The following is an 18,247-nucleotide window of genomic DNA, read 5'->3' as shown; positions in this document are numbered from 1 at the left end:
CGACCCCACCATGCTCACGACAGGCGACTCAGCCTGGACGGCTCCGTACACACGAACGGGCGACACCAGATCATCCAGAAACGGACTTAACGCCCTCTCATTCTGACCCCGGCTCGATCCTGCGGTGGATCATGTCGCGGGCCACGTCGGCGGCGGTGCGGCCCTCGCGGAACGCTCGGGCCCGCAGCAGCGCCAGGGCCTCGGCGGCGCCGGTTCCGGTGGCGGCCATGATCATCCCGGTGGCGTGGTAGACCTCGTCCTCGCCGGTGCCGGTTTCGTGGAGCCAGGCCGCGACGCCGTCGTCCGGCGAGGGCCGGTGGTCCAGGGCGGTGAGCACGCTGGTGGCGACGTCCGAGGCGAGGACGGCGTCCGCGAGTTCGTCGGGCCTGGGCAGGCCGGCGGCGGCGCGGTAGAGGTCGAGGGTGCCGATCACGACGGTGGAGGTGCCCAGCGGCAGGGAGTAGACCGCGCGGGCCCCGGCCTCGACGGCCTGCGGGGCGAAGAGCGGCCAGCGGCGGGCGTCGGTCATGGAGGCGAGGTCCGAGGCGAGGACGGGGGCGGCGACCTTCGCGGCCAGCAGACCGGGGCCGTCGCCCAGGGTGAACTGGGTCTCGGCCACCTGGCGCGCCACAGGGTCGGTGGCGGACAGGGCGGCGGCGTAGGTGCCGTCCGCCACCAGGCTGAGCGCCAGGCCGTGCACGGGCAGGAGGGCCAGCAGTTTCGTCGAGCGCCGTCCCCGGGGCCACCTGTCAGGACGCCCACCCGGCAGGGCCGGTGCCGCGACGTGCCGCTCGGCAGTCCTCGACATCAAGGCCGCGCCCACCGGCGAACCCGCCGAACCGGGGCGCCCCTGCGTACGGCCCGGGGGCCGCCCACCGGGTCGAGAAAGTGCTCTCCCGCCCCGGCCGGGAGGAGGCCTCGCCGGTCGGGGCGGGAGATTCGTGGGGACGGTGCCTACCAGCGGTACCAGCGGTGGCGGCCGCCGGACGGATGGGCGCCGCGGGCGACGAACCCGACCAGCCAGACGATGAAGACGATGATCGCGGCCCACCAGAGGACCTTCAGGGCGAAGCCGGCCCCGAACAGCAGCAGGGCGAGGAGCAGGACGAGCAGAAGCGGCACCACGGTGAACCTCCGAGAGTCGATTGTCGTGGCGCCTGCTGCCCCGGACTGTGCGGAACATTCGCCGAATGTTCCGCACAGTCCGGGGCAGCCGACCGCTTGGCCGATCGAGCAACCGACGAACTGGGAGGCCGCCGTGAGCACGGGCGACAAGGTCGAGAACACCGGCGAGAAGATCAAGGGGAAGGCGAAGGAGGCCGCGGGCAAGGCCGTCGGCAACGAGCGCCTGGAGGCCGAGGGCCGTACCGACCGGGCGAAGGGCGACCTCAAGCAGGCGGGCGAGAAGGTCAAGGACGCCTTCGGGCGCTGACCGGTCCATCGGCCGGGGGCCTTCGGACCCGCCCCCGGCCCCTGTTGTCCGGTGAAGCCCCGTCCGCGGGGCCGGTCGACGCCGGGGGCAGCCCCCACCAGGCACTTCGCCGCCCACTACCGCCACGCCTACGTGGACGTCACCGAGCACCATGCCGGGCCTGCACCCCGACCGCGCGGCTCGGGGGTGCCGAGGACCTTGGCGGCGCCGCCGTGGATCTCCACGCGCAGGCCGGTGGCGGGGTCGGCGTAGACGGGGTGGCCGTCGGGGGTGAAGAACCGCAGGCGGGTGGGGGAGGGCTTGGCGTGCACCCGCACTCCGGGCAGGCCGACGCCACGAGGACGTGCCCGGTGGACGGCCGTCCAGGTCCAGTCGCACCCGAGGCCGTCCCGGCTGGTCTCCAGCCGGCCCCGCTCGGTGTGCACCGCCGTGATCGCCACCCGCCCCTCTCAACCACCGACATTCCCCGTCCGGGCGGGATCCTGCCCGCTCGCCGACACTCGCCGATCCCGTGATCGCGACGCGCCGGGTGAAACCGGTTCGCACTGGGCAGCTGACGTGCCGTAAGGTCGTGTCCACCGACGCGGGGTGGAGCAGCTCGGTAGCTCGCTGGGCTCATAACCCAGAGGTCGCAGGTTCAAATCCTGTCCCCGCTACTCGATGGTCCGGGCCCGGTGCGCTGCTGCGCACCGGGCCCGGCCGTGTTCCGCCGCAGTGCTGCGGCCTCGGATGCGGGTCGGCGGGTGCCGGGCCGGCTGTGCGGGCAGTTGCGCAGCAGGTCGGTGGCAATGCCGTCGTCGCCGGTCTCGACTGCTGGCACCGCCGCGGGCGCACCCGCAGGAATCACGCCCATCCCCGTCATCACCGGGCAGCGGCACCCCACAGCCAAGATCATCCTGCGGCATCGGTTGAACAATTGTCTTACACAACCGTCCCATTCTGGGTTAAGAAGTCATCTCATTTGGCCAGTCTGCGGTGGCAGATGAGGGCGGCGGCAATGGTGGCGAAAGCGGCGAAGTGGGTGCCTTTGCGTTCGTAGCGGCGGTGGAGCCGGCGGAAACCGCCGAGCCATGCCACCGTCCGCTCGATGACCCAGCGGTGCCGGCCGAGGCGGGTCGAGGACTCGATGCCGCGGCGGGCAATGCGGTGGGTGATCTGCCGTCGACGCAGGTAGGAGCGGATGAAGCGGTGGTCGTAGGCTTTGTCGCCGTGGAGCTTGCCGGGCCGGCGCCGTCTCGGGCCGCGGCGGGAGCGGATCGGCGGGATCGCCTCGACGAGCGGGATCAGGGCCTGGCTGTCGTGCAGGTTGGCGCCGGAGATCGCGAGCGAGATGGGCAGACCGGTGCGTTCGGTGAGCAAGTGGATCTTCGACCCGAACTTGCCCCGATCGACAGGATTCGGACCCGTCAGCTCCCCCTTTTCGTGGCGCGCATGTTCACCGAGTCGACCGCGCACCTGGACCAGTCCAGCTCGCCGCGAGCGCCGAGTTCGTCCAGGACCAGGCGGTAGAGCTTGGCCCACACCCGGGCCGCGGTCCACTCCGTGAACCGGCGGTGCGCGGTCGGCCCGGACGGTCCGAAACACGGCGGCAGCTGGGCCCATGTGCACCCGGACGTGGCCACGAACACGATCGCGGCCAGCACCTCCCGGTCCCCGTGGCGCCGGCGGCCACCACCCTGCGGCCGGGTCGGCGCCGCCGGCACCACCCGCTGGAACAGCTCCCACAACTCGTCCGGCACCAGACGCTCCACGATCGTCACGCGAGCAGCCTACAAGCCCAAATGAGATGACTTCTAAGCTCTTCCCGTCGATCAAGCCGTCGACCGCATCCGACTCTCCGGGGGGACCAGACATGACCAACCCGACCGCGACCACGCCCGCCACCGCTTCCCGGGCCGAACTGTCCATCGACGGTCGCCGGCTCTCGTACCTGGACTTCGGCGGCACGGGCCGGCCGCTGGTCGCCCTGCACGGGCACCTGTCCGAGGGCGCCACCTTCGCCGACCTGGCCGCGGCGCTCGGCCCCCAGTGGCGGCTGATCGCCCCGGACCAGCGCGGCCAGGGCGAGTCCGACCGCGCCGCCGACTACTCGCGCGACGGCTACCTCGCGGACCTGGAGACCCTCCTGGATCACCTGGACCTGGGCGAGGTCGTCCTGCTCGGCCACTCCCTCGGCGCCATCAACGCCTACCAGTTCGCGGCCCGCCACCCCGAGCGCGTCGCCGCGCTCGTCAACGCCGAGGGCCCGGTCGCGCTCGGCCTCGACGGCACCAACCCGTTCGGCTTCCTGCTGAACCTGCCCTACGACGCGCCCACCCGCGAGGCATTGGTCGAAGGGCTCGGCCCGGCCGCGCCGTACTTCTCCGACCGCCTGCGGGAGAACGCCGACGGCACCTGGCGGCTGCCCTTCCACCCGCAGGACATGTACAGCTCCGAGGACCAGGTCCACGGCGACCACTGGGCCCAGTGGACGGCCACGAACTGCCCCGCCCTGCTGATCCGCGCGACCAAGGGCACCCTGCCGGCCGACCAGGCCGCCGCCATGGTCGAGCGCCGCCCCGGCACCGCGTTCGCCGAACTGGACGCCGACCACCTCCTGTACACCACCGCCCCGGACGCCTTCGCCACCACCGTCCGGAACTTCCTCGCCACCCTCTGATCCGACCCGCGCAGGCCGTCCCGCCCCGCAATGCGACTGGCTGACGGGCGAGTCCGCAAAACCGTCTAGCGCCCGGCATCTGACGCACCGCGGGGTCGTGTCCCCCTCCGGGCGGGGGAGCGGTTCCCTTGTTCCGACGAGGTGATCGTCTTCGGTGCTGTGATCACCCTGTGGACCTGGAACGTCAGTGCTGCGCAGAAGTGGCACTGGGACGACCTGTTCCTCGTCAATGACCTCAGCGGCAAGTGCATGGTGCCCAAGGGCGGCGCCTCGGGCACCAACGGAACCGTTCTCACGCTGTGGACCTGCGAGTTCAACGAGCTCTACAGCTCGCAGCGGATGGACCACGGCGAGGGCCAGCCGCGCGACCACATCTTCACCGTGCACGGCGGCAAGTGCCTCACCAGCGAGGGCGGCTGGGTGGACAACGGCACCCGGACCAGAGCCGGAAGACAGGGCAGGAGGGCTTCGGCGCGGCGGCACGCCGGTCAGTGGACACGCTCGGCGGCACACAGGGCTGTGTCGACCGCGGCTTCCAGGTGCCTTGCGGTGGCGTCGTCGCCGGGCTGGACGGTGATCGCGACAGTGGCGGTGAGGCCGTCCGCCGTCGCGCCGCCGCGGGTCTCGTAGCCGGGGATGCTGCCGCCGTGGCCCCAGTACACCCCGCCGCAGGACAACGGCGTGCTCACCAGCCCGAGCCCGTACTGGGAGCCCGGGGCGAAGGGCTTTCCGGCGTCCACGGTGCGCTGCATCTCGGTGAGTTCGGCGGGGCGCAGCAGGTCCCCGCCGGCGAGGGCGCCGAAGAACCGGTCGAGGTCCGAGGGGGTGGACACCATCTGGCCCGCTGCCCAGGCCCAGGACGGGTCCATGTCGGTGATGTCGATCAGCGGGCCGGTGGCCGATTCCCGGTAGTAGCCGTGCGGGTGGGCCCCGCGGATGGTCGCGTCGCCCGGTGCGGGGAAGTAGGTGTGCCGCAGCCCGAGGCGGCGGACGATGCGCCGGTCGATCTCGGCGGCGAGCGGGTGGTGGGTGACCTCCTCGGTGATCAGGCCGGCCAGCACGTAGTTGGTGTTGCTGTACGTCCACCCCTTGCCGGGCTGGAAGGCGGCCGGGTGCCGGAGTGCGATGTCGACCAGTTCGCGGGGCTGGTAGTGGCGGATGTCGTCGTCGAGGTAGTCGGTGTAGTTGGGCAGTCCGCTGGTGTGCTGGAGGAGCTGGCGCACGGTGATGGCGTTGCCGTCGATCCCCGTTCCGCGCACGACGCCCGGCAGGTACGTCTCCACCGGTTCGTCGAGCTTCACGCGCCCTTCGCCGACGAGCTGGAGCACGACGACGGCGGTGAACGTCTTGGTGTTGCTGCCGATCCGCACCTGCCCGTCCCTGGGCACGGCGGCGCCCGTGGCCACGTCCCCGACGCCGGCGGTGTAGGTGCGGGTCCGCCCGTTCCGTCCCTTCACGGCGGCCAGCGCTCCGGGGGCGCCGTCCTGGCGCACCAGCGCGTCAAGCTGTCGCTGGACGGCGTCGGGGCGGGGAGCCGCAACGGAGGAAGGGGCCGCGGCAAGGGCGGTGACGCCCATGGCGGCGGTGACGGCGGCGGAGGTCAGTGACCTCCAGCGGCGGGGCCGGGGTTCCACGAAGGATCTCTCCTGCGGTCGTGTGGACATGAGGTCCCGGGTGCGCCGGGCCTTTCGATGACACCACCCACCGACTGCGAAGATCATCAGTTCCGGGGATGAGCGCCGCCCGCCACGTGTGCGTCCGAGGTCCACCACGCCCTACTCCTCGGGGCGTACAGCCACGTGCCCCCTGCACCGCCGCACCGCCGCACCGGGCCTTCCCCCGCCGACCCCGGCGCGGGTGCGTGCCCTGTTCTCGCCGGCACCGCCCTGGTCTGCCCGCCCCTGTCCGCCGTCATCGGCGTCGTCGCCCACCCCGCCCGGCCCGCCTGTGCTGCTGGAGGGCGGCGTCAGGTGATGACCGGGCTGCGGCGCTCGACCAGGACGACGTCGCGCCACCGGCCGAGGTGGCGGCCCAGGCGCTCGCGGGTGCCGACGACCCGGAATCCGGCCTTCGCGTGGAGGGCGAGGCTGGCGGTGTTCTCCGGGAAGATGCCGGACTGCACGGTCCAGATCCCGGCGGCGTCGGTGGAGGCGAGCAGCGCCCGGAGCAGGGCCAGGCCGACACCTTGGCCCTGGGCGTCGGGGTGGACGTAGACGGAGTGCTCGACCACGCCGGCGTACGCGCACCGGTCCGAGACCGGCACCACCGCGGCCCAGCCCAGCACCCGGCCGCCGCCGTCGAGGGCGACCAGGCGGTGCTCCGGGAGTCGGGTGGCGTTGAACACCTCCCAGGTGGGGGCGGTGGTCTCGAAGGTGGCGTCGCCGCCGTCGATACCGGCCTGGTAGATCGTCAGGACCTGCTCGGCGTGCCCCAGGAGCATCCCGGTGGCGGTCACCGCGGTGGCGGTCATGCGGCGGCCTCGACGCCGAGTTCGACGAGCAGGTGGCGGATCCGGGCCTCGATCTGGTCGCGGATCGGCCGGACGGCGTCGACGCCCTGACCGGCCGGGTCCTCCAGTTTCCAGTCCAGGTAGCGCTTGCCGGGGAAGTACGGGCAGGCGTCGCCGCAGCCCATGGTGATCACCACGTCGGACGCCTGCACCGCCTCGACGGTCAGCACCTTCGGGACCTCGGCGGAGATGTCGATGCCGACCTCGACCATGGCCTCGGCCACCGCCGGGTTCACCGCGTCGGCCGGCGCGGAGCCGGCGGATCGGACCTCGACGCGGTCACCACCGAGGCGGGTCAGGAAGGCGGCGGCCATCTGGGAGCGGCCGGCGTTGTGCACGCAGACGAACAGCACGGACGGGACGGCGGGAGTACTCACGAGCGGTTCATCCTTCGGACAGGAACGGCAGGGAGGGGTTCAGCGGCCGGCGGCGGCCGGGTGGCGCTCGCCGTGGGGGACCACGGCGTCCTCGGCGGCCAGGGCCGGGCGGCCGAACAGGACCACGACCAGGGCGATGCCGACGGCCAGGCCGACGAGCTGGGCGGCGATGAACGGCAGCACGGAGGCGGGGGCGATACCGGCGAAGGTGTCGGTGAACGCCCGGCCGACGGTCACCGCGGGGTTGGCGAAGGACGTGCTGGAGGTGAACCAGTAGGCGGCGCCGATGTAGGAGGCGACCGCGATGGGGGCGAAGTGCGCGCGGCCGGCGCGGGCCAGACCGAAGATCAGCAGGACCAGGCCGGCGGTCGCCACGACCTCGCCCAGCCACAGGTGCGGGGCCGAGCGGTCGTGGGTGGACCAGGCGACCAGCGGCTCGGCGAACATCGCGTCCGCGAGCACCGCGCCGCCGACCGCGCCGCCGATCTGCGCCGGGACGTAGGCCGCGACCTCCCGCGGGCCGGGCCCGCCGCCGTCGCGGCCGGTCCACCAGGCGGCCAGGGTCACGACCGGGTTGAAGTGGGCGCCGGAGACCGGGCCGAGCAGCAGGATCAGCACGCCGAGGCCGAACACGGTCGCCAGCGAGTTGGCCAGCAGCTGCAGGCCGACGTCCTGGGAGAGCTTCGTGGCCTGGATGCCGGAGCCGACCACGACGGCGACCAGGGCGCCCGTCCCGACGAACTCCACGGCCGCCCGGCGGCCGAGCGGCGCTGTCGCGATCATCTCGCGCCCCCGGTGGCGGCCGGGGCCTGGAGCAGTGCGGACAGCTTCGCGAGCGCGGTCGGCAGGACCCAGTAGTAGACCCACGTCCCGCGACGCTCGGAGGCGACCAGGCCGGCCTCGCGCAGCACCTTGAGGTGGTGGGAGATCGTCGGCTGCGAGACGTCGAACGGGCCGGTCAGGTCGCAGACACAGGCTTCGCCGCCGTCGTACGAGGCGATCAGTGACAGCAGCCGCAGGCGGACCGGGTCCCCGAGGGCCTTGAACATCTTCGCCAGGTCGACGGCGGCCTCTTCGCCGAGCGGCTCGCGGACCATCGGCGAGCAGCACGCGGCCGCTTCGTCCTGGTCGAGCACCTCAAGTTCCAGATTCGACATGTGTCTATGTTGACAGTCATCTATTCGAAGAGGCAAGCTCGCGGCATCGACAGCTGTCGATACAAGACCTCGGATCGGGGAGACCGCCATGTCCCGCGTTCAGCTCGCCCTGCGCGTTGCCGACCTCGAAGGCTCGATCGCCTTCTACTCCAAGCTCTTCGGCACCGAGCCCGCCAAGCGCCGCCCCGGCTACGCGAACTTCGCCGTCGCGGAGCCCCCGCTCAAGCTCGTCCTCATCGAGGGCGAGCCGGGCGAGGACACCCGCCTCGACCACCTCGGCGTCGAGGTCGAGAGCACCGAGCAGGTCACCGCCGCCACCACCCGGCTCAAGGACGCCGGCCTGGCCACCTTCGAGGAGAGCGACACCTCCTGCTGCTACGCCCTCCAGGACAAGGTCTGGGTCCACGGCCCCGGCAAGGAGCCCTGGGAGGTCTACGTCGTGAAGGCCGACGCCGACACCCTCGACAAGGCCGCCACCGCCCCGGACGCCTGCTGCGGCACCACCGCCTGCTGCACCCCCGACGAGCAGGCGCTCGACCCCGCGCAGACGCCGGCCGAGGCGAAGGCCGCCGCCGGCTGCGGGTGCGGAAGCTGACGCCGACCTGCCGGCGGCCCCTCGGAGTCTTCAGCAACACCCTAAAAACCACGGCTGTTGAAGAACTTCGGAACACCGTTTTCTGACAGAACCCCCGGCCGTGAGCAACCCCTTCGAGACCGCCGGCCCTCCCTCACCGCGGCCGGGCCGGCGGACGCCCCACCGTCGCCGGACCCGAGATCATCCGGGCCGCCCGCGACATGCCCCCCAACCCCGAGACCTCGATCACCTCGATCGCCAAGGTCATCGGCGTCAGCCCCGGCACCCTCTACGACCACATCCCCGACCTGCAGGAACCCCGCGCCTCCGGGCGGCTCCCGAAGCAGATCACCGGCACCTGACCGCTACCGCCGAAACCCGGACCGATCCTCCCCGAAGGCCAACTCCTCATCTGCGCAGGGGTAGGAGAAGAGCTGGGACGGGAATAGCGCAGGTACTCATGTCCGCAGAGTGGGGAATCTTGGGGGAGCCATGACGGGTGACCGTCACGATGCAGCCGGCACGGCTCGCCGCACCCGGCGCCAGAAGGTCGCGGCGTGGTTCACTGCTTGGTACTACCGCAGTCCCGGAACGGTCGTCATAGGGGGATTCCTGCTACTGCTGACGGCAGTGTTCCTACTGGTGGGGCAGTTCGGCGACAGCACTCCCGAACCGTGCCCACCCAGCAAAGTCTGCGACTTCGTCCGCTGAGCCTGCCGACCGGTGGCCGCTGCACCGCCGTGCGGCTGCCCCTGACTTCTCCGGGTCGCCTCGGCGGTGGTCGTGCGCGGGCACGAGCGGTGGCGGGGGTGCACCGCTCGGCGGCGATGGGCCGTTGCACCCTGACCGCCGTGCTCGCGGCCCGAACCGGCCGCGCGCCTCAGCGATCGCGGCCAGGGCCCGCCCGGCCTGCGGTGAGCACCGGCTCGGCTACCGCGTCCGTTCGCTCGGCCCGCCGCCTCGACACCCGGCGCCACGCCCCCGCGCCGGCCAGGAGCGCCAGCCCGTCCACCACCGCCGTGGACAGCCCCATCGCCGCGACCGCCTGCCACGAGTGGTCGTCCAGCTCCCGGCCCTCCGGCGACGCCCACAGCCGGATCCGGTGCCCGTCCGGGTGCACCTCGTCCGCCGGGCGCACCTCGTCGAAGGTGCGTCCGCCGACCGACCAGACGTACCGGCACTCGACCTCGTCCTGCGGCCCCGCGCCCTCGTCCCAGCGCTGGCCGGTCACCCGGCAACCGCTGAGCTCGACCGTGACCGGTTCCGTCGTCCGCCCCCGCAGCCGGACCTGCTCCACCGTGCCGCCCGTGGTCACGAACCCGGCCAGCACCAATGCCGTCAGCCCGCCGGCGGCCAGCGCGTCGGCCCACCGGTCCAGGCCCGGCCGGAGCCTGAGCCCGACCAGCGCCGTCACCAGGCCGGCCACGAGCAGCACGAGCGGCCAGGCCGTCCACGGCGTCCCGTCCGCCCAGTTCCACAGCAGCACGCCCGCGCCGACGACCGCGGCCACCGACCCGCCGACCGCGACGTACCCGCCCACCTTCTGCGCCACCTCGCACCCCCTTCCCCCGCTACCCACCCGTCCGGTCCCACAACCACGCCGCCACCGCCAGGCAGTCGTCCGCCGCTGGCCCGACCCGGGCGTCCACCTGGCGGAGCATCGCGTCCCCCGGGTGGTGCGCCGCCGCCCACGCCCGATCGGCGCCGCCGATCCCGTCGCCGACCCGCACGAAGTCTCGCCCCGCCGCGTACGCCAGGATCCCGCGCGTCCTTCAAGCCGGTTGCGTGTCCACCCAGGACCTGAAGAGCAGGCAGTACGGGCCGGGGTGCTCGCCGCCATGCCTCGAAGCCCAGCTCGCCGCGGTGCAGGACGGCGCGCTCAATCCCCCTGATGCGTGCCGTACTTGCCGCCGCCGGCGCAGGACGCCCGGCGGCGGATCACCGACCCGCCGCCGCGACCGGGGCAGGGAAGGCGCTGCTTGCTCTCCGCATGCTGGTACCCGGCCCGGCCCGTCGCGCGGTGCGTCACCCCCGCGGGCGCCGCCAGCGGTCCGAGAGCCGGATCCAGAAGGCGGTTCCGGGGTGCTTCGCTTCCAGACGGGACAGCCGCTTGGCAGCCGTGGCGTTGCCGCGGTCCGCCGCCCGGCGGTACCAGTCCAGGGCAGCCCGGAAGTCGCCGCGCTGTTCGAGGGCGCGGGCGCCGTCCAGGATGGCCGAGGTGATCTGCCTCTCCCCGGCGCGTCGCAGCCAGTCCAGGCCGGTGAGGAAGTCCTCCTCGGTGCCCGTTGCGATGAAGTTCTGGCCCAGCGCTCGCATGGCCGGGGCATTGCCCGCATCCACCGCGACGAGGAGCCAGCGCCGGGCGTTCTGCGGATCCAGCCGGGCCAGATCGAGGGCCACGCCCACATCCCCGGCCCGGGCGAGCTCTTCCAGAGCGCGGAGGGACTGCCGGTCACCGTCCGCGGCGAGCTCGCGGTAGCGGCTGAGTCCCCGCTGGCGCAGCTTCTGGCGTCCGGCGCTCTTCCCCTTGCCCGCGAGCTTGACGGACAGTCTGGCCGCCTCCCGCTTGGCTGTCCGGTCACCCATCGCCTCGGCCCTGAGGTACTGCTGCAGAGCGCCTTCCAACCGCCCTTGCTCCTCGCGGGCGAGTGCGCTCTCGCACAGGTGGGCGATCTGGCGCCGCTTGGCGGCGCTGAGGACGGTGGCCGCCCCAGCCTGCTGCGTGCTGCTCTTCTTCGGCGCGGCTTTCTTGGCGGCGGGCGCGGGCGCGGGCGCGGGCGCGGGTGTGGGTACGGGTGCGGGCGCGGAGGCGGCTCTCTTCGCGGCGGGTGCCGGTGCGGTCTTCCCGGCCGCCGGTGCGGCGGTCCGGGCCTGCGCCGAGCCGAGGCGCTCCGCCTCCCGGACGGCCTTCTGGTCCCCCTTCGCGGCGGCGCGGCGGTACCACTCCAGCGCCCGGTCCGGCTGCTGCTCCTGCTCCAGCAGCTCCGCGGCCTCGACCATGGAGGGGCGGTGGCCCTTCTCGGCCGCCGCTTGGAAGCGGTTGAGGGCCGCCTTGATGTCGCCCTTCTCGCGCCACCGACGGCCGAGTACGTGCATGGCCGCGGTGTTGCCCGCACGGGCGGCGCGGCGGTACCACTCCAGCGCCGTCGCCTCCTGTGCCGGGTCCTGGGCCAGCAACTGCGCTGCCAGCAGCATCGCGTGGGCGTTGCCGGTGTCGGCGGCCCGCGCGTACCAGTGCAGCGCGGGTTCGTTCAGAGCGGCGTTCTGGTACCAGCTGCCGAGGATCAGCATGGAGTGCAGGCTGCCCTGCACGGCGGGCAGTTGGTGCTCACCCAGCAGTGCGAGCTCAGCGACGGACGGTGGAACGTGCGGTGCGCCGCCGCGCAACCGGGCCACCGCCTTCGCGGCCGTGTCATCGCCGAGCGCGGCGGCCTTGGCGTACCAGTGGGGTGCTTCGGCCGACTGCTTCCGGTCCTGCTCCAGCAACTCGCCGAGCCGTGCGGGAGCTTCGCGGACTCCGCCCTCGGCCGCGCTCCGGTAGAGGTCGACCAGCCGGTGCCGTTGCTTCGGGAAGCTCTGCTGGATCAATTCCGCGGCCTGGTACGCCCCGGTGGGGTTGCCGGCCGCAGCCGACCGCAGGAGCCACTGCAGGGCGGACTCCTGGTCCCCGGTCGCCTGCTGGGCTCGGGCGACCAGCCGCATGGCCTCGCTGTCGCCGGCCCTGGCAGCGGCCAGGTGCTTGGTGCCGGGCGGGTTCGCGGTGGCAGGCGGGTTCGCGGGGGCAGGCGGCACGGCCGCGGCATCGTTCCTCGCGCCTGCCGAGGTCGAGGGTGCCTTCGCCGCTGCCGGCCGTGCGGCGGTCGTTTCGGTCGGTGCGGTGGCAGTCGGTGCGGTCGCTGCGGCGGCCGGCGCTGCGGCAGGTGCCGTGACGGCTGCCTTGACCATGGTCGCCGCCGCCGCAGTCGCGCCGCGTGCGGCGGCCGGGCCGGGCGCGTGCGGGGGCAGTGTGATGTCGTCCCCGTCCGGTCGACCGGGCGGTGCGGCGCTCGGCTCGTGCCGGCCGGGTCTGCGGTCGCCGGGTGGCACGGTCGGGCCCTCCGGGTCCGGCCCGCCGGCTCCCGGGTCGGACCTGGGCGGGGCCGGCACCGGTGTCCAGGCCCCGGCTTCCGGCGAGCTGTCAGCGCCCCACGGCTCGTCGGGCCCTCGTTCCCGTCCCGGCAGCCGCAGCGGAGCCCGCAGGTTGATGGCGAGGGCCGAGCGGTCCTCCAGAACCCGCCAGAGCGGGCGCGGCAGCCACTCCTGCTCGTCGGGGGAAACGGCGGCCGGCAGCAGCCCGGCCAGCTCGGCCAGGCCGGGTCGGTCGGCCGGGTCCGGCTCCAGGCAGGGGCGGACGACCCGCTCCACGGTCGGCGCCAGCCCGCGCAGGTCCGGCCGCCCGCGGACGATGTTCCAGCTGATCTCCAGCTCGGATCCGGGACCGAACGGATGGCGGCCGAGCGCCGCGTAAGCCAGCACCAGGCCCAGCGAGAAGACGTCGCAGGAGCTGTCGACCGGTTCTTTGCGGAGCAGTTCGGGGGCGGCGAAGTTGAGCGTGCCGAGGTCGGCGTTCCCCGTGAGGGTGGTGCCGTCCTCGAGGGTGAGGTGCCGGGCGATGCCGAAGTCGACCACGTACGGCCGGGTGCCGGCCAGCAGGATGTTGCCCGGCTTGAGGTCGCGGTGGACCAGCCCGGCGGCGTGGACGGCCCCGAGGGCGTCGACCAGCCCGGTGGCCGCCACCCGCCAGGTCCGCTCCGGCAGGGGCCCCTCGCACTGCTCCAGCGCGGTCGGCAGATCGACACCGCGGATGAACGTGGTGGCGAACCAGGGCTCGGTGGCGTGCGGGTCGGCCTCCACCAGGGTGGCGGTGTACTCGCTGACCACCGTCCGGGCCGCCCGCACCTCCCGGGCGAACCGGCGGCGAAGCAGCTCGGGGTTCCCGGCCAGGAGATGCGGGTGGATGGTCTTGAGCGCCACCCCGGCGCCGTACGGGCTGCGCGCGAAGTAGACCGTTCCCCACCCGCCCTGGCCCAGCCGGGCGAACAGCCGGTACGGGCCGATCGTCTCCGGATCGTCCGGCCGCAGGTGCTCCAACTCGCCCTCTTCTCCGTTCGGCCGGCTCGGGGACCCGCCCTGGTGTCGCCGTTCGGCCCGTCCGTCGAGGCGTCAGCCGACGCGGGTCAGGTCGTCCCCGTCGCGCGGGCGCCTGGGCGGCTTGGCCCGCACCCCCTCGTGCCGTTCGCCGGGCCAGCGCTGCCCGCTGCGGGAGAGCAGCACGCCCGGCACGATCTCGATCTCGTCGTCCGGGCCGAAGGCGCGCAGCAGTTCCTCGCGTGACTGCCCCGCCGACAGCTGGTTCAGGTGCGGCAGGGGCTCCCACGGGGTCGGTTCGCCACCGGGCCTGCGCGTGCGGACGGAGCTGAGCGCCGTGCTCAGGTCGAGCACGCGCAGCGTGCCGTGCCGGGAGACCAGGACCAGGTGCCGTCGGCTGATCCGCCGGCGGCGGTCCTCGTCGAGGTGGCGATCCTCGATCCGGTCCAGGTGGCCGCGGCCGAGGACGAACTCCCGGGTGTCGTCATGGGTCAGGTTGTCCCAGGCCCGGCAGACCCCGTCGACCGTGATCTTGAGTTGCACCCGGGGCCGGCGCGGGCCGCAGTCGTGCAACAGCGTCCGGTGGACCTGGCAGACCACCTTGCCGCGTGCCAGCGCGGGCTTCGGCGTGCAGCCGACGACCGGGCACTGCCAGGCGTGCTCCAGCACGTCGGAGCGGGGCCTGCCGCGCTGGTCGAGCAGGCGGGCGGCGCGCAGCCGGTCGTGCTCGTCGGCGCTGGACACCTCGCGATCGGCGAAGAACCGCATGTCCCGGGGGACCAGCCGCACCGAGGGGCCGACCCGCTCCGGCTTGAGGAACCGGTCCTGGTTGCCCTGGATCCACTCGTGGCGGCCGCGGTGGCCCTTGAAGTTGTCGCTGCTGATCACGGGGGTGCCGAGGGCCTTGGCATGGTCGAGCAGGTCCGGGTCGGCGGTGGCGTGGGCGGTGATCAGGGAGCGGTCGTGCCACTCGCGCAGCAGCGCGGGCTCCGCGGGGTCGGGGAAGTCGGCGTCGTGGGCCGGGTTGAGCAGGTTGTCGTCGGCGATCGCGTGGACGGTCACCTCGCGGTCGCCGGTGAGGTCGCGCAGGGCGTCCAGGACCAGCCGCAGGCGGTGCAGCGAGCTGCGGTCGGCGCCGCCGAGCGACCGCTCCCGCACGATGTTCGACAAGTCCAGTAGGAAGTCGGCCTGTTCGGGGTCGCCCTCCAGGTGACGCGCCATCAGCCGAAGGTCCGTCAGATCGCTGGTCACGTGTTTCCACTCCACACCGAAGCGTTGTCGGTACGGGAGTAGAGGCTAGCCCGTCCGGCCGGGACGCACCCGCGCATCCGGGATTTCCGCGCCGTCGACGCCGAGACCCGCGGGCGGGCGGAAGACCGTGCCTGGCAGGGCAAGTGCGCCATGAGGGCCGGCTGCGAGGCCATCGGCGGGGTGCGGCACGTCGGCGGGCCGGTGCGCCGGCCGTCCTCCCGCTCGATGGTGGCGGTGCTGGTGAGGGTGCTGGGGGCGCCCCCGGCCGGGGGCTGGGGAGGGTGGTGATCCGGGTGGTCAGCGCTCTTCGCGGAAGTCGACGTGCCGCTGGGCGACGGAGTCGTCCGCATGTCCGCCCACTGCCGACTGGCCGACCGGAAGCCGTCGTTCGGCAACGCCATCTCCCGCTCGCACCGGAGCACCCGCCGCCGCTTCGACCCCAACATCCAGCGCAAGCGCTACTGGCTCCCGGCGAGGGCCGGTACGTGCGCCTCACGCTCAGCGCCAAGGGCCCTCCGCCGAGGACACCCGCCCGCGCGCCGAAGCACTTGCCCACCAGATCGAGTACGCCACCGCCATCGCCGTCGCCGCGGCGGCCGGGCGGGGCTGGCCGTGCTGCGCCAGCTGCACCCCGTCGCACGCCGGGTCCTGCTCGGCACCGGCGAGCTGCTGCGCGCGGCGCTCGGCGGGTTCGACGTGGCGGCGGCCCGGGACCGGGTGAACCCGGCGCTCGCGCTGTTGCCCCAGCGGGCTGACGAGGCGGGGGTGGCCACCCTGGCGTGGGAGCGGCGACGACTGCTGCACCCGGGCCGGCTGTCGGTGATCGGGAGGCCGGCGGTTGCCCGGCCCCACCGCCGGGTCCCGCCGACTCCGCGCCGCCCGCGCCCGCTGGCGCGGGATCCCGTCCTGATCCCCGGTCAGGAAACGCCGTCGGTCCGCGGTTCGGTTGACGGCTCGCCGTGCCGCGGCCTGACAGGATGCGGGGCATGCTCACCGCGTACCGCCACGACACCGTGTCCTGCTCGATCGGCGACTGCCTCGCCACCGAGGTCTCAACACCCGACCTCGTGGTCCACGACGATGAGGGGGACCGGTACGAGGAGACCCGTGCCTGGCGGCGCTCGATGTGGGCGAAGGGCTGGCGCTGGGTCGGCAACCGCACCTCCTGCCCCAGCTGTCCTCCCCTCGTCGTCGAGAGCCCGCAAGGCCGGCACCTGCCGGGGCCCGCGCTCCGGACCGTCCCGGCACCCGCCGTCGAAGGAGCATGAACCACCGGGCCATGCCCCCCGCGGGGGTGATCACCCCCGCAGCGGGGTTTTCGACCGCGCCGACGGGTGAGACCCACTCCATGGGAAATTACGTGATCACTGTTCCGGGCACCCTCCGACACCCGCTCGAAGAGTCGCAGCGCCGCACACTGCTGGCCGTGGTCCGCCCGGCGGACCCCGACGAGGTCGGCACCCGCGTCCCCGACCTCGACGTCCTCACGCTGGACGAGCCGGAAGGAACATTCGTCCTGCGCCTGGAGGTCGAGGCGCCCGACCACGACACCGCGGGCGAGGAGGCACTGGACCTGACCCGGCGCGCCTTCGCCGCGGCCGGGTACCCGGACGACGCGATCGGCGTGGGCACCCCGGCCGTCACCGGCATCGACGTCGGCTGACGCCCCCGCCTGCAGCGCACGAACCGTGCAGCGAAAGCGGCAGGCGGACGTGCAGGCCCCGCTCCGACGAATCCGCCTCCATCCACGAAGGGACGCTGATGAACAGCGACGGTGCGCTCTGGTGGTTGGCCGGCGCGGCGGTCGTGGTCACCGTGGTGATCGCGGGCGTCCTGGTGGTGAGACTCGTCCGGGCCAGGAAGCTGCTCGGGGCATCGGGGATCCCGATGTCGAACAAGGTGCTGTTCTGGGCGTCCCTGGTCTACCTGGTCAGCCCGGTGGACCTGCTGCCCGACCCCGTCCTGCTCGACGACATCGGCTTCCTGCTGGTAGCCCTGCGCGCCCTCACCAAGGCCGGCTCCCGTCTGCGGACCGGCCGCGACAGCGACCCTGCCTGATCGCCTCAGGCACCCCGCCCACCGGAGAACCCGGCGTAGTCGCTGCCCTGCGGATCCGCCCCTGAAGGCTCCCTGCTACCGCGGCAGGGCGGCGAGCAGTTCCCGCTCACGCTCGGCGTCCAGGCCGGCGCGGCGGTCGCGGTGCAGGCCCTGCTCACGCTCCCAGCGCAGGATGTCGGCAAGCAGTTCCGACCGGGACCGGTGCCGCAGACCTGCGGCGCGGGCCGCGGCACCGGTGCGGGCGGACCAGCCTTCCCAGCCCGGCTCGACCAGCCACATCGGCAGCGACTGCGGTCCCATGTACTGGGCGACGCCGTTCTCCAGCAGCCACGCGGAGTCGGCGGCGACCGTCGGCCCGGTGTGCCCGCCGACCGCCCGGCACAGCTCGATCCACTCGCCGAGCGGCACCACCGGGCCGACGGCGTCGAAGGTACCGACCGTCCCCCGCTCCGCGGAGTCGAGCAGCCAGGCGGCGAGATCGCGGACGTCGACCGTCTGGGTCGGGGCTGCGGCGGCATCGGGCACCAGCATCGGCCCCTGCGGATCGCGGGCGGCGCGGGCCACCCAGTACCCGGAGCGTCCGCTGTGGTCGCCGGGGCCGCCGATGAGTCCGGCCCGGGCGATGAGCAGGCGGTCTCCCGCGGCGGCCGTCGACGCCCGTTCGCAGGCGACCTTCGCCTCGCCGTACAGCTCGCGGTCGACCTCCGTCCGGGCGGTCGGCGGGAGGAGCGGCGTGGACTCGTCCGCGCCGGGAGCGCCGTGGGAGGCGTAGGCGCTGACGGAGGAGACGTACGTCCAGTGGCCGGCCCGGTCGGCGAGCCGGGCGAGGGCGTCGCGGACGAAGCCCGGCTGCCACGACACCTCGACGACGGCGTCCCAGTCGCGGCCGAGCAGCGGACCGTACGCCGAGGGGTCGCGGCGGTCGGCGGGCACCAGGGTCGCACCGGCCGCGACGCCGCCGCTCTCGCCGCGCGCGAGGCAGGTCACCCGGTGCCCCCGCTCGACCGCCTGCCGGGAGACCTCCCGGCCCACCCATGCCGTTCCGCCCAGGATCAGTATCTCCATGCCGCCACCCCATCACGACGACCCCCGGGCACCGGCCG

Annotated in this window: 21 protein-coding genes, 1 tRNA gene and 1 pseudogene; 9 read left to right on the top strand and 14 right to left on the bottom strand. The window is 73.6% G+C overall.

The genetic code is table 11. The features are described from left to right. Positions 1-97 precede the first annotated feature (97 nt). Both ABEB06_RS02875 and ABEB06_RS02870 read right to left on the bottom strand, forming a co-directional pair. Positions 98-808 carry an ANTAR domain-containing protein gene (locus ABEB06_RS02875; RefSeq protein ID WP_345695165.1) on the bottom strand — a complete coding sequence of 237 codons (711 nt, stop codon included), beginning with the start codon at positions 806-808 and terminating at the stop codon, positions 98-100. Positions 809-954: 146 nt separating this feature from the next. After that, on the bottom strand, positions 955-1,125 hold the full coding sequence (locus tag ABEB06_RS02870; protein WP_345695164.1) for a hydrophobic protein: 171 nt from the start codon (positions 1,123-1,125) through the stop codon (positions 955-957). A 133-nt stretch (positions 1,126-1,258) separates the two neighbouring features. Between ABEB06_RS02870 and ABEB06_RS02865 the strand changes: the two genes are divergently transcribed. Further along, entirely contained in the window at positions 1,259-1,432 is a 174-nt protein-coding gene (locus ABEB06_RS02865; protein WP_345695163.1) for a CsbD family protein, read from the top strand. 128 nt (positions 1,433-1,560) lie between these two features. On the opposite strand, the gene ABEB06_RS02860 is transcribed toward ABEB06_RS02865, so the two are convergent. After that, positions 1,561-1,872 carry a DUF6296 family protein gene (locus tag ABEB06_RS02860; RefSeq protein ID WP_345695162.1) on the bottom strand — a complete coding sequence of 104 codons (312 nt, stop codon included), beginning with the start codon at positions 1,870-1,872 and terminating at the stop codon, positions 1,561-1,563. 142 nt (positions 1,873-2,014) lie between these two features. On the opposite strand from ABEB06_RS02860, the gene ABEB06_RS02855 reads away from it, so the two are divergent. Further along, a tRNA-Met gene (locus tag ABEB06_RS02855) sits at positions 2,015-2,088 on the top strand. Positions 2,089-2,389: 301 nt separating this feature from the next. On the opposite strand, the gene ABEB06_RS02850 is transcribed toward ABEB06_RS02855, so the two are convergent. After that, a protein-coding gene (locus tag ABEB06_RS02850; RefSeq protein ID WP_345701722.1) for an IS5 family transposase occupies positions 2,390-3,186 on the bottom strand; the annotation gives its coding sequence in 2 pieces (ribosomal slippage) (positions 2,390-2,841 and positions 2,841-3,186; 798 coding nt in all). A 98-nt stretch (positions 3,187-3,284) separates the two neighbouring features. Here ABEB06_RS02850 and ABEB06_RS02845 point away from each other — a divergent pair. After that, a complete protein-coding gene (locus ABEB06_RS02845) occupies positions 3,285-4,091 on the top strand; it encodes an alpha/beta fold hydrolase (RefSeq protein WP_345695161.1) in 807 nt (268 codons plus the stop codon). Positions 4,092-4,579: 488 nt separating this feature from the next. Here the strand turns inward: ABEB06_RS02845 and ABEB06_RS02840 are convergent, their stop codons facing one another. The 5 genes from ABEB06_RS02840 to ABEB06_RS02820 form a co-directional block, all read right to left on the bottom strand. Beyond that, positions 4,580-5,668 carry a serine hydrolase domain-containing protein gene (locus tag ABEB06_RS02840; protein WP_345701721.1) on the bottom strand — a complete coding sequence of 363 codons (1,089 nt, stop codon included), beginning with the start codon at positions 5,666-5,668 and terminating at the stop codon, positions 4,580-4,582. Positions 5,669-6,057: 389 nt separating this feature from the next. After that, entirely contained in the window at positions 6,058-6,561 is a 504-nt protein-coding gene (locus ABEB06_RS02835) for a GNAT family N-acetyltransferase (protein WP_345695160.1), read from the bottom strand. Beyond that, positions 6,558-6,977 carry an arsenate reductase ArsC gene (locus tag ABEB06_RS02830; RefSeq protein WP_345695159.1) on the bottom strand — a complete coding sequence of 140 codons (420 nt, stop codon included), beginning with the start codon at positions 6,975-6,977 and terminating at the stop codon, positions 6,558-6,560. The genes ABEB06_RS02835 and ABEB06_RS02830 overlap by 4 nt, the downstream gene beginning before the upstream one ends. Positions 6,978-7,016: 39 nt before the next feature. Next, positions 7,017-7,760 carry an aquaporin gene (locus ABEB06_RS02825; RefSeq protein ID WP_345695158.1) on the bottom strand — a complete coding sequence of 248 codons (744 nt, stop codon included), beginning with the start codon at positions 7,758-7,760 and terminating at the stop codon, positions 7,017-7,019. Beyond that, positions 7,757-8,134: an ArsR/SmtB family transcription factor gene (locus ABEB06_RS02820; protein ID WP_345695157.1), complete on the bottom strand. Its 378-nt coding sequence runs from the start codon at positions 8,132-8,134 to the stop codon at positions 7,757-7,759. The genes ABEB06_RS02825 and ABEB06_RS02820 overlap by 4 nt, the downstream gene beginning before the upstream one ends. An 88-nt stretch (positions 8,135-8,222) precedes the next feature. Between ABEB06_RS02820 and ABEB06_RS02815 the strand changes: the two genes are divergently transcribed. Further along, positions 8,223-8,729: an ArsI/CadI family heavy metal resistance metalloenzyme gene (locus tag ABEB06_RS02815; RefSeq protein WP_345695156.1), complete on the top strand. Its 507-nt coding sequence runs from the start codon at positions 8,223-8,225 to the stop codon at positions 8,727-8,729. 200 nt (positions 8,730-8,929) lie between these two features. Then, positions 8,930-9,070, top strand: coding sequence for a hypothetical protein (locus tag ABEB06_RS02810; RefSeq protein WP_345695155.1), 141 nt, complete (start codon positions 8,930-8,932; stop codon positions 9,068-9,070). A 518-nt stretch (positions 9,071-9,588) separates the two neighbouring features. On the opposite strand, the gene ABEB06_RS02805 is transcribed toward ABEB06_RS02810, so the two are convergent. From ABEB06_RS02805 to ABEB06_RS02795, 3 genes are all read right to left on the bottom strand, one after another. Continuing rightward, positions 9,589-10,260, bottom strand: a complete 672-nt coding sequence (locus ABEB06_RS02805) for a hypothetical protein (RefSeq protein ID WP_345695154.1) — start codon at positions 10,258-10,260, stop codon at positions 9,589-9,591. Between the two features lie 473 nt (positions 10,261-10,733). Further along, on the bottom strand, positions 10,734-13,838 hold the full coding sequence (locus ABEB06_RS02800; RefSeq protein ID WP_345695153.1) for a serine/threonine-protein kinase: 3,105 nt from the start codon (positions 13,836-13,838) through the stop codon (positions 10,734-10,736). Between the two features lie 72 nt (positions 13,839-13,910). Then, on the bottom strand, positions 13,911-15,086 hold the full coding sequence (locus ABEB06_RS02795; protein WP_345695152.1) for a hypothetical protein: 1,176 nt from the start codon (positions 15,084-15,086) through the stop codon (positions 13,911-13,913). Between the two features lie 348 nt (positions 15,087-15,434). Here ABEB06_RS02795 and rpmB point away from each other — a divergent pair. Continuing rightward, positions 15,435-15,595, top strand: a pseudogene (gene rpmB / locus ABEB06_RS02790) (50S ribosomal protein L28); the annotation flags it as partial. Here the strand turns inward: rpmB and ABEB06_RS02785 are convergent. Further along, positions 15,585-15,890: a hypothetical protein gene (locus ABEB06_RS02785; RefSeq protein WP_345702120.1), complete on the bottom strand. Its 306-nt coding sequence runs from the start codon at positions 15,888-15,890 to the stop codon at positions 15,585-15,587. The pseudogene rpmB and the gene ABEB06_RS02785 overlap by 11 nt on opposite strands. Positions 15,891-16,072: 182 nt before the next feature. On the opposite strand from ABEB06_RS02785, the gene ABEB06_RS02780 reads away from it, so the two are divergent. The 3 genes from ABEB06_RS02780 to ABEB06_RS02770 all read left to right on the top strand — a co-directional run bounded on the left by ABEB06_RS02780 (position 16,073) and on the right by ABEB06_RS02770 (position 17,144). Next, positions 16,073-16,354: a hypothetical protein gene (locus ABEB06_RS02780; protein WP_345695151.1), complete on the top strand. Its 282-nt coding sequence runs from the start codon at positions 16,073-16,075 to the stop codon at positions 16,352-16,354. A gap of 92 nt (positions 16,355-16,446) precedes the next feature. Continuing rightward, on the top strand, positions 16,447-16,749 hold the full coding sequence (locus tag ABEB06_RS02775) for a hypothetical protein (protein ID WP_345695150.1): 303 nt from the start codon (positions 16,447-16,449) through the stop codon (positions 16,747-16,749). 98 nt (positions 16,750-16,847) lie between these two features. Next, complete coding sequence (locus tag ABEB06_RS02770; RefSeq protein WP_345695149.1) at positions 16,848-17,144, top strand: YkvA family protein; 297 nt, start codon at positions 16,848-16,850, stop codon at positions 17,142-17,144. A gap of 75 nt (positions 17,145-17,219) precedes the next feature. Here the strand turns inward: ABEB06_RS02770 and ABEB06_RS02765 are convergent, their stop codons facing one another. Beyond that, positions 17,220-18,209, bottom strand: coding sequence for an NAD-dependent epimerase/dehydratase family protein (locus tag ABEB06_RS02765; RefSeq protein WP_345695148.1), 990 nt, complete (start codon positions 18,207-18,209; stop codon positions 17,220-17,222). Positions 18,210-18,247: the final 38 nt, after the last annotated feature.

Origin of the sequence: Kitasatospora terrestris, assembly GCF_039542905.1 — a bacterium.
Classification (GTDB): domain Bacteria; phylum Actinomycetota; class Actinomycetes; order Streptomycetales; family Streptomycetaceae; genus Kitasatospora; species Kitasatospora terrestris.
This window is presented reverse-complemented; position numbering and strand designations above follow the sequence as displayed.